Genomic DNA, 14,061 nt, shown 5'->3' with positions numbered 1-14,061 from the left:
ACTGCCTCGAACTATACCCATCAGTAACTTCAACTCAAGCCACCACGGAACAATTTCCGCAGCCTAACTAACCGCCCGGTTGGTCGGGCGGCCAAAACCCCAGTTGACAGGCGCTTGGCCGACCGCCTCGACCCGCTGTGAGAATCATCACCCGGCCTGCCGATAGGGTGTTGCGATGCTTAGCGTCGCGGTCTGGGGGACAGGAAACATGGGCGCCTGCGCCATCCGTTCGACGGTGGCGTTTCCCGGTCTGCAGCTCGCCGGCGTCATCACGTCCTCACCGGACAAGGCCGGCCGCGATGCCGCGACGTTCGCCGGGCTCGACGCGCCGACCGGCGTCAGCGCCACCACCGACGACAGGGATATCGGCGCCGTCCTCGCGCAATGCGATGCCGTCGCCTACATGGCGTCCGGCGACATCCGCCCCGACGAGGCCGTCGCCGACATCGAACGCTGCCTACGCGCGGGCAGTCACGTGGTGACGCCGTCGCTGTACTCGCTCTACGATCCGCGTTCGGCGCCTCCGGACTGGGTCGACCGGCTGACCCGGGCAGCGGAGGAGGGCAACTCCGCGCTGCTGGTCAGCGGCGTCGACCCCGGTTGGGGCAACGACGCGCTCGCGGTCCTCGCCGCCGGGTTGTGCACGAGGATCAAGACCATCCGCTGCCAGGAGATCTTCGACTACTCCACCTACAACCAGCCGTTCGCCGTCAAGGTGTCGTGCGGGTTTGGCGGGTCCATGGACGAGACCCCGATGATGCTGCTGCCCACCATCCCCACGATGGTGTGGGGCGGCAACATCCGACTAGTCGGGCGAGGTCTCGGCATGGAGATCGACGAGATCACCGAGGAGGTCGAGCGGCGACCGCTGGAGGAGTCCGTCGAGACGGTGATGGGGACCTTCGAGAAGGGCACGCAGGGCGCGTTCTGGCTCAAGGTCATCGGAAAGTCGGGTGGGCGCGAACGCATCGTCATCGACCACATCACCCGTATCCACGCGTCATGTGCGCCCGACTGGCCGTATCCCGACGAGGGCGTCGGCGATCACCGCGTGATCATCGACGGAGATCCGCAGCTGACGATCACGACGCGCGCCGACGTGCCGGGCGGCACCCGTGCCGACGGCGGCAACACCACCGCGGCCAATCGATTGCTCGGTGCGCTCGACTGGCTGTCGAATCAGAAGCCCGGCATCTACGACGGGCTCGACGTGCCGCTGCAGACGGCGCTGCCGCCCGAGGTGCAAGCTCAGCGCTGGGCCTAACTCGTGCTTCGCCGAAACTGCTCACAGATCGCGATTTTCGCCAGATCGGCGATCTGCCCGCAGTCTCGGCGAGATCAGTCGCCCTCTGAAACCACCTGCTTCTCTGTTGATTCCGCCTCCTCCTGCGCGGGCGACTCCGCATCCGGCAATTGACCGACGAGATACTCGGCCAGCCCGCCGATGGTCGGATAGTCGAATACCGCGGTCGCATTGATCGTGAACGCGCCGCCGAACTGACTGTGCAACCGGTTTCGGAGTTCGATCGCCATCAGCGAATCCGTTCCCAGGTCCAGGAACCGACTGGTGGCGGCGGGCGGTTGTGCCAATCGCAGGAAGTTCTGCACCTCGCGCTGCAGGAATTCGGTGACGAAGCTCGCGCGCTGCGGTACCGGAATCTCCTGCAACTGCCGAAGCAGCTCGCTGTCACCGGTCACCTCACCTTCGGGGCGAGGCAACACCAGCTCGAGAATCGGTGGCCGGGAAGCGCCCAACAACTTCGCAGCCCGCTGCCAGTTGGCTTTGACGACGGTGGCCTGCCCGGTGCCGTTCGCGACGACCTCGGCGAGCGCGCTCAGTGCGGCGGCGGGCTCCAGTGGCACCAGTCCCGTTGCGCTGAGATTGTTGTGCGCGGCTTCGGAAGTGGCCATGCCGCCCTTGGCCCATGGCCCGAAGTTGATTCCCGTGGCCGGCAGCCCCTGCGCCTTTCTCTGCGCGACGAGGCCGTCGAGCAGCGCGTTGGCGGTCGCGTAGTTGGCCTGGCCGGGTGAACCGAACACGCTGGAGACCGATGAGGACACGATGAAGAAGTCCAGATCGTCATCTTTCGTCAGCCGGTCCAGATGGCAGGCGCCGAACGCCTTGGGCGCCAACGTCGTCCGGAAGCGCTCCAGGGTCTGCTCCGACAGCAGCGCATCGTCGAGCACACCGGCCAGATGCACCACTCCGGCAAGGGGCGGCAGCTCGGTGCGGATCCGCTTCAGCAGATTCGCGACCTCGGAATCGTCGCCGACGTCGGCCGCGAAGACGTGGACGCGGCACTTGTAGCGCTCGGTGATCTCGCCGATCGCGTGCTGGGCGTGTGCGTCGGGTTCACGCCGGCTGGTCAGCACGATGTCCCCGGCGCCGAGTTGGGCCAGATACGACGCCGTGTGCATTCCGATCGCTCCGAGTCCGCCGGTGATCAGATAGCTGCGATCGGGCCGCGGCTGCAGCGGATTCGGTATCTGCAGCACGATTTTCCCGATGTGCCGGGCTTGCTGCATGCGGCGGAACGCGGCCCGCGCCTCGGTCAGCGGATAAATCTCGGCGGGCAGTGGTGTCCACTCGCCACTGGCCAGCCCGTCCGACACCTCGGTCAGCAAGCCTCGAATTCGCTCGGGCTCTTGGAAAGTCACCGTGTCCAGCGCAACGATCTCGTAAGCGATATCGGGGCGTGCCGCGGCCATCTGCTCATGCGTCCAGATGTCGCGCTTGGCGATCTCGGCGAACCGGCCGTTGTGGGCGGTGGCCCGAACGGTCGCTTCGATGAACCCCGCGTTGGTGAGGCTGTTGAGCACCACGTCGACGCCGGCGCCGTCGGTGTCCGCGAGGATCTGATCGGCGAAATCCGTAGTACGCGAGTCGTAGACGTATTGCACACCCATCTTGCGCAGCGTCGCGCGCTTGTAGGTGCTGGCGGTCGCGAACACGACGGCGCCGTGCTGCTGTGCCATCTGGATGGCGGCCAGTCCGACGCCGCCGCTGGCCGCGTGAACGAGCACCCGGTCCCCGGGCCGCAACTGCGCCCAGTCGAAGGCGAGCCGGGCCGTGAGTGCGGCCGCGGGAATGGTCGCGGCCGCGGTCGCGCTCAGGCCGTCGGGTACGGGCGCCACCAACTGCGCCGGCACGTTGAACCGGCTGGCGAACGCGCCCTGCATGAAACCGTAGACCCGCTGGCCGACCTCGAGCTGGAACCCATCCCGTCGCTCCGCTCGCCCCGAACCGACGCCGGTACCCAATTGTGTGACGACACCGGCGAAGTCACCGCCGATCGGCCCCGGGTCGCCGGGGTAGAGGCCCAGTACGTTGAGCACGTCCCGGAAGTTGAGGCCCGCTGCCTCCACCCGCACCTGCACATAACCCTCATCTGGCGGTGGCACGTCCGCCTCGGTGAGCCGCAGATTGTCGATCGCGCCGCGTTCGGTGGGCGCCAGGGCGTAATCGGTCGAGCGTGGGACCGTGAGATGACCGCTGCGCGCCCATGGCAATAACCGCGTCGCCAGCAGCTTTCCTTGCCGCAGCGCGATTTCCGGTTCATCGATGGGTGCGGCCAGCAGGCCGGCCAGTGCGCGCACGGCCTCCGGCGATCCGTCACTGTCGACCAGTTTGCAGCGCAGCGCCGGTTCCTCGGCGATCGCGGTGCGCCCGAATCCCCACAGCGCCGCCTGCGCCGGATCGACCGGCTCACCGGACTCGGTGGCGACGGCCCGCTCGGTGACAATCCACAGTCCACCAGGCAATTTCACCGCCCCACCCTGCACGGCGTGCACAACGCTGAGCAGCTGGGCGATCTCGGTTTCGATCCGTTTGGCCCCGCTTTCCGGACCGGAGCTACGCCAGACGACGCCTGAGAACGGCATCCCGCGCTGCTGAGCGTGGTCCAACAGCTGACCCAACGGCTCAGGATTGGTGGTCCGGTCGAACGGGATGCCGCCCGGTACGTTGGCCGCCAGCTCGTCGAATCCGGCGATAAGCAAGGTGCCGTCCGGCCTTCCAGCATTCTCGGTTGATGCCGACGGCGGCACCTCGTGCCAGCCGAGGGTGTACAGCAGCCGGGTGGCGTCGCCGCCGAGCCCACGCAACAACGCCTCCCGGGGCGCGCGCTTGACCGTGAACTCGCGAATCCCGCCCAGCTGTCGGCCGTCTCGGTCGACGAAATCGAGATCGAAAACCTGGGTCTCGCTGTCGAGCCCGCTGTTGTGCCACCGCGCGCGGCAATAGAACCGCCGAGGCATCTTCTCCCGCAACATCACCTGCCCGTACCGCAACGGTAGGAACAGATCGTTGACTCCCTGTTCGGCGGCCAGAAGCGCCGGGAACGCTGGGAATGCGACGCCGGTGCACAGGTCCATCAGGACCGGATGCATGGGCTCGGCGCCGAGGTGTTCGGCGAGTTCTTCGCCGACGGCGATATCGCCGATCGCCTCACCCTCACCGAGCCACACCGACTTCAGCGAACCGGACCAGTTGGGTCCCCATGCGAGTTCCATGTCGGCGAAGGTGTCGAACAGATCCTGCGGGCGCATGCGCTCCATCCGCTCGATGGCCGCGTCGACCGGATCCGCGTGCTCGGGCTCCGGCTCGTCGGCGATGTCGGGGACACCGACGAGGACAGTGCCGTCGGCGTTGAGCGACCAGTCGGCATCACGATCACCGTATGGGCGGCTGTGCACCTGGAAGCGCCGCTCACTGCCGTCCGACCCCGGATGCAGTGTCAGCTGCACTTCGCGCGAACTCTTCTCCGGCAGGATGATCGGCTCGTAGAAGAAGACGTCCGTCACGCGGGCAGGTGAACCGACCGCGGCCAGGGCCATCGCCGCGTACGTCGCCCCGGGAACGACGACGGTGCCGTAGATGACGTGGTCGGACAGCCACGGCTGCGACTTGACCGACAGCCTGCTGGTGTAGACGGTGTCACCCGAGGCGAGGTCCTTCGCGTAACCGAGGATTCCGGATACCGCGGGGCCGGCACCTCCCTCTGTGACGATCCCTCCCGTCCTGGGCCAGAACCGGCGGCGCTGGAACGGATAGGTGGGCATTTCCAGTCTGCGACGTGGCTCGCGATGCAGCGCCGCGAAATTCGGCCGGAGGCCGCCGACGTAGGACGCGGCCAGCGCATCAGCGATCTGGCGCCGGTCATCGACACCCTTCCGCAGGGACACGATCGCCCGCGGGGAAGCCAGATGCTCCGGCCAGACCTGCACCGCGGCGCCGGTCAGCACCGGTTGCGGTCCTATCTCCATCAACACGGAGCAGCCCAGCGCCGCCACGGTGCGCACGCTTTCGGCGAACTGCACCGGCTGGCGGGAATGCCGCCGCCAGTACGCGGCGTCGAGTGAGGTGTGCGTCGTGAGTACGGCGCCGGTGCGGTTGCAGATCAGCGGTATCGTCGGGGCAGCGAACTGCAATTGCGCTGCGTACGACTCGAATTCGTCGAGCACCGGATCCAGCAGTTCCGAGTGGAAAGCGTGGCTGGTCTCCAAGCTGGTGCAGCGGATGCCGTCGTCGCTGAAACGGGCGACGATCTGTTCCACATCCTCGCCGGGTCCCGAGACCACCGTGTTGGGACCGTTGTAGGCGGCGACCGACACCCGCGGGAATTCTCCGGTGGCCTCTTCGACGTGCTTGGCGTCGGCGAACACCGCCGCCATTCGCCCACCTTCAGGAAGACTTCCGAACAACCTGCCGCGCTCGGCGATCAGCCGGGCGCCGTCCTCGAGGTTGAAGACCCCGGCCACACAGGCCGCCGCGTACTGGCCCACACTGTGCCCCAGCACCACATCGGGTTCGATCCCCCACGACTGCCACAGTCGGGCCAGTCCCATCTCGACGGCGAAGAGCGCCGGCTGCGCGAACGACGTGTGCCGGAGGGTTTCTCCGGTCTCCCGGTCGGTGGCGAACAGCACTTCCAGTAACGGACGCGGCAACATCCCGTCGACCGCTTCCGCGCAGCGCTTCACGGTCTCGGCGAAAACCGGCTCGGTGAAGAACAATTCGCGCGCCATTCCCGGGTACTGGCTGCCCTGACCCGTGAACAGCCACGCCGTCGTCGGTGCGCCGATGCACTCACCGCGCACCACGCCCGGCCGCAGCCGGTTCTCGGCCAACTCGGCCAACAGTTCGCGCGCACCTTGCACCGAATCGACGACCAGAGCTCCCCGATGCTCGAAATGCGAACGACCGACTCCGGCCGTGTAGCAGACATCGGCGATGTCCACCTTCGGATTCGCGTCCAGCCAGTCGCCGAATCGCTGTGCCGATGCGACCAGTGCCTCTGGTGACCGCGCCGACAGTGTCAGCACATTGAGCGGATGTTTTCCGGCATCCGGTTCCGCCGCAGTGTCGCCGGGCGCGTATTCGTCCGCGGTCGCCGACGGCGGTGCCTCTTCGATGAGCACATGGGCGTTCGTCCCGGTGAACCCAAACGAACTCACACCGGCGCGCCGCGGCTTGCCGTTGGCTTGCCACGGCTTCGCCTGGTCCACGACCCGCACGGGCAGCGAGTCCCACGGGATGTGCGGCGACGGGTTCTCGAAATGCAGGCTTCGCGGCAGCATCTCATGCTGCAGCGACATCACGACCTTGATCAAGCCCGCCGCCCCCGAGGCCGATTCGAGGTGGCCGATGTTGGTCTTCACCGACCCCATGAGCAACGGCCGGTCCGGATCGCGGGAAGCGCCGTAAGCGGCCGCGGCGGCCTGGACCTCGATCGGATCACCCAGCGGGGTGCCGGTCCCGTGTGCCTCGAGGTAGTCGACATCCCCGCCGGTCAGGCCGGCCCGGGTCAGCGCCGCGCCGATAAGCCGTTGCTGTGCACCACCATTGGGCACCGTCAGACCACTCGAGGCGCCGTCTTGATTGACCGCGCTGCTGGGTATCACCGCGCAGATCCGATCGTTGTCGCTGACCGCGTCGCTCAGCCGCTTGAGCACCAGAATGCCGCAACCTTCACTGCGCACGTAGCCGTCGGCGGAGGCGTCGAAGGTCTTGCATCGGCCGACGGGGGACAGCATCCGCGCGCGCGAGGCGGCGATCACCGTCACCGGACTCAGCAGGACGTTCACACCGCCGGCCAAGGCCATGTCGCAGTCACCGGAGCGCAGTGCCAGGCAGGCCTGATGGACGGCCACCAACGCCGAACTGCATGCGGTGTCGACCGCCACAGCGGGCCCTTCGAGTCCGAGCGCGAAGGCCACCCGACCGGCGATGGCGTTGAGCGCATTGCCGGTGATGAAGTAGGGCTCGATCTTGTCGACCGACTCGGAGGACAACAGGTGCGCGTACTCGTTGGCAGCGACCCCGGCGAAGATGCCGGTCCGGGTGCCGCGCAACGCGGATGGCGCGTAACCAGCCCGTTCCAAACCCTCCCAGACGGTCTCGAGCATCAGCCGCTGCTGCGGCTCGATCCAGACGGCCTCGCGCGGGGAGATGCCGAAGAACTCGGGATCGAATCCGTCGATGCTGTCGAGGAATCCGCCGAAGCGCGTGTAGGTCTTACCCGCGGTCGCTGGATCCGGGTCGTAGAACTCGTCGATGTCGAAGCGGTCCTCGGGGACCTCCCGGATGGCGTCGACACCGTCGAACAGCAGCTCCCAGAAGGCCTCCGGGTTCGGTGCGCCGGGGAAGCGGCACGACACCGCGACGATCGCGACCGGTTCGTCCGGGCGCGATGTGACCGCCGGCGTCACTCGAGGCTCGGGACTGGCCAGCGAGCCGAGCCCGAGGACGTCGCCGAGCAGATAGTCGGCCACGTCGGACAAACGGGGGTGATCCATCACCAGGGTAACGGGAATCTCCGTGCCCACGCCTTGTTCGATCCGGCGGCGCAGCTCGACCGCCATCAGCGAGTCCATGCCGAGGTCGAAGAACCCGGCGTCTTCTCGGATCTCCGCGGTGTCAACACGCGTCACCTCCGCGACCGCGTCGCGCAGGTAACCGGTCAGAAGTCTCTTGCGCTGCTGCACAGGAGCGTTCGTGAGCTGCTCGACCAGCCGGGTCTTTCCGGACGCCGTCACCGCCGGCGTCGCGAGGTGGGCCGGCACCTCGCGCTCCAACTCCGCCAGGAACGCCCGCCTGCCGGCCTGCTGATAGAGCGGCAGGAAGCGCGACCAGTCGATCCGGGCGACAACCCCTTGTACGGCACCGTGGTCCGAGGAAGCCGCCACGACATCGACCAGGCCCGCCAGGGCGTCGGCGGGGGACAACGTCCGTACCCCGCGCTGATCCAGTCGCGCACGGGAATCGGCGTCGGCCATGCCGGCCGCCCACGGACCGAAATTGATGCTGATTCCGGGGATGTGCCGTTCGCGCAGGTGCCAGGCCAGCCCGTCGAGGAAGGCGTTGGCCGCGCCGTACGCGGTCTGGCCGAATCCGCCCCATACCGAGGCAATCGACGAGGTGCTGAGGAAGAAGTCCAGTTGCAGATCAGCGGCTGCCTCGCTCAAATGCCAGGCGCCCCAGACCTTCCCGGCGAAAACGCGATCGAGTTCGGCGTCGTCCAGGGTGGTCAGCGGGGTGGTGCCGACCTCACCCGCGGCATGGACGATGCCGGCCAGCGGGGGCAGCTCGGCCTGCACAGTGGCCAGCAGCCGTGCCACATCGTGGGCATCCGCAACGTCCGCGGCGACCACCTGTATTTCGCAGCCGTGCTGTTCTCCGAGGGCATCGATGCGCTGTTGCACCGCATCGCCGGGTGGACGTCGACTGGTCAGCACCAGACGCCGGGCGCCGCGGGCGGCCAGGTGACCGGCGATCTCCAGTCCTACCGCCCCGAGCCCGCCGGTGACCAAATATGTTGCGTCACCCCGCAATCGCATCGGCGATCCGCTCGGCCGCCGACTCCGCCGCACCAGCCGGGGAACGTAGACGACGCGGTCGCGCAGCGCGATCTGATCTTCCCTGTCGGAGTCGCGCGGCATCGTGACTCGGTCGACGAGGCCGCACCATTCGCCGGCCGTGCCGTCAGCCAGATCCGCCAGTCCGCCCCACACCTGGGGAAGCTCCAGCGCTGTGGCGCGGCCGAATCCCCACAGGCAGCTCTGATCCGGCGACACCGAATCGGTGTCAGTCACTCGTTGCGCGCCGCGGGTGACCAGCCAGATGGGGCTGCGTAGCTCGGCGGTCATCGCGGCACGGAAGAGCCGCCGCGTTCCGCCGAGGGTCCGGTGCTGCATCCGCAACAGCGACCGCATCGTCGGTGCGGTCCGCGAGTTCGGGTCCCCGTCGAGGGCTGCGACATGCACGATGCGAAGCACCGGATTGTCTTCTGCCGCAGCGCGCAACGCGCCTGCGAGCATTTCCTCGTCCTTGTCGGAGGCTGGCAGCCCGACGATCCGGTACCGGTGGCCGCGGGCAGTCAGCACGTCGACCAGAGGCTTGACTGTGTGGGTGTCGTCGGCGACCAGGATCCACTCGGAACCTTCGTCGGCTCCCGCGCCGGAGACGGCGGCGGTGCATTCCTCCCAGCGGAACTCGTAGCGGTCGTCTGCGACGGATTGGGTGGTCCGTTGTTGGTTGTGTCGGGTGGCGAGCTTGGTCAGCACGGCCAGGGTCTGCTGATCGTCGTCGGCCCCGTCGAGGAGGGTCGCGAGTTCCTCGATCCGGCCGTCCTCCAGGAGACGGACGGTTTCGGTACGCGGTCGGCCATCGTGTTGTTGTGCGGCGGGTCGCTGGTGGTTGTCGCGGAACCAGTACTGGCGATGTTCGAACGGGTAGACGGGTAGGTCGAGCTTTCGCGCGTGCGCCTGTCGGAAGGCGTCGAATTCGGGTTGGTGGCCCAGAACATAGGCGTCGGCGACGGCTTCGGTGATCTGCCGGTGGTCGGCGGTGTTTCGACGCAGGGAAGCGATCGCCCGGGGCGCGGTTGCCGGGTCGGGCCAGGCCCGCAGGGCGGCGGCGGTGAGCACCGGTTGCGGGCCGATCTCGAGCAGTACCTTGCAATTCAGATCGGCAAGGGTGCGCACGCTCTTGGCGAACTCCACCGGCTGGCGCGCGTGCCGACGCCAGTAGGCGCCATCGAGTTTCACGCTCCTGCCGAGTGCGTCGCCGGTGCGGTTGTCGATCAAGATCCGCTGTGGCGGAGCGTAATCGAACCGTTGTGCGTACGACTCGAAGTCGTCGAGGATGGCGTCCAACAACGCCGAGTGGAACGCGTGGCTGGTGTCCAGCCAGTCGCACCGGACACCGTCGGCCACCAACGCGGTTACGGCCTTCTCCAGATCGACTGCGGGACCGGATAATACGGTGTTGGCACCGTTGTAGGCGGCGACCGACAGCGTGGTGAACCGATCGGTCAGGCCCTCGACGCGCTCGGCGGGGGCGAACACCGCGACCATTCGACCGCCCGCGGGCAGGCTGCCGAAGAGGCGGCCGCGTTCGGCCATCAGCACAGCGCCGTCCTCGAGACTGAAGACGCCCGCGACGCAGGCCGCGGAGTATTGGCCGACGCTGTGACCCAGCACCACGTCGGGCTCGAAACCCCAGGACTGCCAGAGGCGGGCCAGGCCCATCTCGACCGCGAACAGTGCGGGCTGCGCGTAGGAGGTCTGCCGCAGCGTCTCTGTGCCGTCGCTACCATCCGGCTGGCCGACGTCGAAAATTACGTCCAGCAAGGGCTTTTCGAGAATATCGGCGACGGCCGCCGCGCATCGCTGCAGCGTCTGGGCGAACACCGGCTCGGTGTCGAACAACTCTCGCGCCATGCCCGGGTATTGGCTGCCCTGACCCGTGAACAGCCACGCCGTCTTCGGAGTGTCGTGGGATTCTCCGCGCACCAACCCCGGTGCCGGGCGGTCGTCGGCGAGCGCGCCGAGTAGCTCGACGGCGGATTCCCTTGAATTGACCACCAGCGCGGCCCGGTGCTCCAGGTGGGCCCGTGCCGTCCCGGCGGTGAAGCACACGTCCGCCAGGCTGACCTCCGGATGCGCGGTCAACCATGTGCGATACCGGTCGGCTATCTGCGCCAGCGCGGAGGGCGTCTTGGCCGAGAGCGGAAGAAGGCCGAACCGCGGGGTCGCCCCGACCGGCTCCGGTGCCGGCGCGGCCACCTCGGGCGCTTCCTCGAGGATGACGTGCGCGTTTGTCCCGGCGAATCCGAACGAGCTGATTCCTGCGATGCGGGGGCGGCCGTTGCGCTCCCACGCGGTGGCCTCCTTGACCACCTGCACCGCGAGCCGGTCCCAGGGAATGTGGGGCGACGGGTTCTGAAAGTTCAGGTGCTGCGGCAGCAACTCGTGCTCGAGCGACAGGATGACCTTGATTACACCGGCGACGCCCGCGGCCGCTTCCAGATGCCCGATGTTCGTCTTCACCGAGCCCACCAACAGCGGCTGCCCGGGTCCGCGCCCGGCGCCGAGCACCTCGCCTGCGGCCTGTACCTCGATCGGATCGCCCAGCGACGTGCCGGTGCCGTGGGCTTCCAGATATCCGACATCGCTGGGCTCGACGCCGGCACGCTTCAGCGCTTCGGCGATAACTAGTTGCTGTGCAACGCCGTTCGGTACTGTCAGGCCGCCCGACGCGCCGTCCTGGTTGATCGCGCTGCCGCGGATCACGGCCCTGATCCGGTCGTCGTCGCGGACCGCGTCCTCGAGCCGCTTGATGACCAGGACACCGCAACCTTCGCCGCGCACATAGCCGTCCGCGGCCGCGTCGAAGGTCTTGCACCGGCCATCGGGCGCGAGCATGTGCGCGTTGGAAAACGTGATCATGGTCGCCGGTGTGAGCAGGACGTTCGCGCCACCGGCCAGCGCAAGGTCGCATTCACCCAACCGCAGCGCTTGGCACGCCTGATGGATCGCCACCAGCGACGAGCTGCACGCCGTGTCGACCGCGACCGCGGGCCCCTGCAGCCCCAACCGGTAGCTGATCCGTCCCGCCGCCGCGGCATTGGACGTCCCGATGGCCATGTAGGCCTCGATCTCCGGATAGGTCAGCTCGTCGGATGCCATTCCGAGGTAGTCGTGAGTGGCCAGACCCACGAACACGCCGGTGCTGGTGTTGGCCAGCGCCGTCGGAGCGATGCCCGCATGCTCCACCGCGCGCCACGTCGTCTCCAGCAGGAGCCGATGCTGCGGGTCCATCGAGTTGACCTCGCGCGTCGACATCCCGAAAAACGGCGCGTCGAACCCCGTCACGTCATCGACGAACCCCGCGCGACGGGTCACCACCTTGCCGGGTGCGCCGGGTTCCGGGTCGAAGAACTCGTCGGCGTCCCAGCGGTCCCTGGGCACTTCCGATACCGCGTCGCGGCCCTCACGCAGCACATTCCAGAACTCGTCGGCGTCCGCAGCGCCCGGAAAACGCGCAGCGTAGCCGACGATTGCAAAACGGGGCGCCGGCTCGATCTGCTTTTCGGCGGGTCCCATGCCGTCCTCCCTGCATCGACGGTCACATTTACACTCTGCGCGACACTTGTAGCGCCGAAGAGCGAGCGACTCCGAGGAACACTATTGCACGTGCAACTATCTCGTGCGGGGTCTCACTCCCGGGGTACCGTCGGCGCCGGGCGACTACGGTCGGGCCGCGGGTGGGTTGACCCCGCCATGAGTGATGCCGGCCTTGAAGGCCGGCATTAGCTGGGAGTCCAGGAGAGGACCAAGCATTGCGCATAGGCAAGATCACGGTGGGCGCACTCGATGAATGGTCGCTGACTCCCGGCTCGGTCACCTCCTGGCATCCGACGGCCGAGGCGGCCGAGGCGGCCCGGCGAGCCCCCGTCAGTCCGGTGCCGATCAGCTACATGCAGCGCCAGCATTTGCGGAACTATTGCGAGTTGACGGCCGCGGGCCGAAATTTCTCCCGGCAGATCATCGCCAGCTGCGAGGTTGCTGGCCAGTGTGACATCGCGGCAATGGACCATGCCGTGAATGCCTACCTGCGCCGGCACGACACGTTCCGCAGCTGGTTCGAGCACAGCGGCGATGGAGAGTTCATTCGGCACGCCATCGACGATCCGGCCGACATCGAATTCGCGCCGATCGCTCACGGCGGCATGACGATCGAAGAGATACGCGCTCATGTCGTCGGCATACCGAATCCGTTGGAGTGGGGCTGCTTCACGTTCGGAATCATCCAAGGCGAAGACCAGTTCACTTTCTTCGCGGCCATGGATCACGTCCACGGCGACGCGACATTGATCGGCACCACAATGCTGGAAGCGAACGGAATGTATTCGGCGTTGAGTGGCGGCGGCGCGGCCCTCGCGCTTCCCGAAGCCGGTAGCTTCGACGACTTCTGTGTCCGCGAGCGAGAACGGACGTCGGAATTGACCGTGGATTCGCCCGACGTGCGGGCATGGATCGAATTCGCCGAAAGCAACGAAGGCGGCTTTCCGGAATTCCCGCTTCCGCTGGGCAACCCGCTCGACTCCACCAGCAGCGACATGACTTCGGAAGTCCTGATGGACCCCGCACAGACCGAGCGCTTCGAAGCGGCCTGCGCGGCGGTCGGCGCCCGCTTCGTCGGCGGCTTGTTCGCCTGCCTCGCCCAGGTCGAACACGAACTGACCGGTGCGCTCACCTATTACGGGCTCACGCCCCGGGATTCGCGTTCGGCCACGGACAATTTCATGACGCAGGGTTGGTTCACCGGCCTGATTCCGATCACGGTGCCGATCGGCGCGGCCTCATTCGCCGATGCCGCGTGGGCGGCGCAGAATTCGTTCGACTCGAATCTGAACATGGCAAAGGTGCCGTATTACCGCGTACTGGAATTGGCACCCTGGTTGAGTTGGCCTCGGCCGAATTTCCCCGTGTCGAATTTCTTCCATGCCGGTGCCGCTCCGCTCAACGCTGTGCTCGCCGCCGCCGATCTCGGCCTTGCCGACAACATCGGGATCTACCCCGACGGCCGATTCTCCTACCAGCTCACCATTTACATATTCCGATACGGCGAGGGCACGGTGATGGCGATCATGCATCCCGACAATGCGGTCGCCAGGAAATCCGTTACCCGCTACATGAACACGATGAAGTCCGTGTGCGCGCTGGTCGCCGACAGCGGGCAGTGGGGGCGCGTCGCATAGCGTGACGCGACGATGA

General features: G+C 67.2%; 3 protein-coding genes. 2 read left to right on the top strand and 1 reads right to left on the bottom strand.

The window, feature by feature from the left end; genetic code table 11:
* Positions 1–175 precede the first annotated feature (175 nt).
* Complete coding sequence (locus tag AU187_RS05355) at positions 176–1,264, top strand: NAD(P)H-dependent amine dehydrogenase family protein (protein WP_059166342.1); 1,089 nt, start codon at positions 176–178, stop codon at positions 1,262–1,264.
* A 74-nt stretch (positions 1,265–1,338) separates the two neighbouring features.
* Here the strand turns inward: AU187_RS05355 and AU187_RS05350 are convergent, their stop codons facing one another.
* Positions 1,339–12,387: a type I polyketide synthase gene (locus AU187_RS05350; protein WP_059166341.1), complete on the bottom strand. Its 11,049-nt coding sequence runs from the start codon at positions 12,385–12,387 to the stop codon at positions 1,339–1,341.
* Between the two features lie 236 nt (positions 12,388–12,623).
* On the opposite strand from AU187_RS05350, the gene AU187_RS05345 reads away from it, so the two are divergent.
* Entirely contained in the window at positions 12,624–14,045 is a 1,422-nt protein-coding gene (locus tag AU187_RS05345; protein WP_059098741.1) for a condensation domain-containing protein, read from the top strand.
* The last annotated feature ends 16 nt before the right edge of the window (positions 14,046–14,061 follow it).

Source organism: Mycobacterium sp. IS-1556, assembly GCF_001499985.1.
In the GTDB taxonomy this organism is placed as follows: Bacteria; Actinomycetota; Actinomycetes; order Mycobacteriales; family Mycobacteriaceae; genus Mycobacterium.
This window is presented reverse-complemented; position numbering and strand designations above follow the sequence as displayed.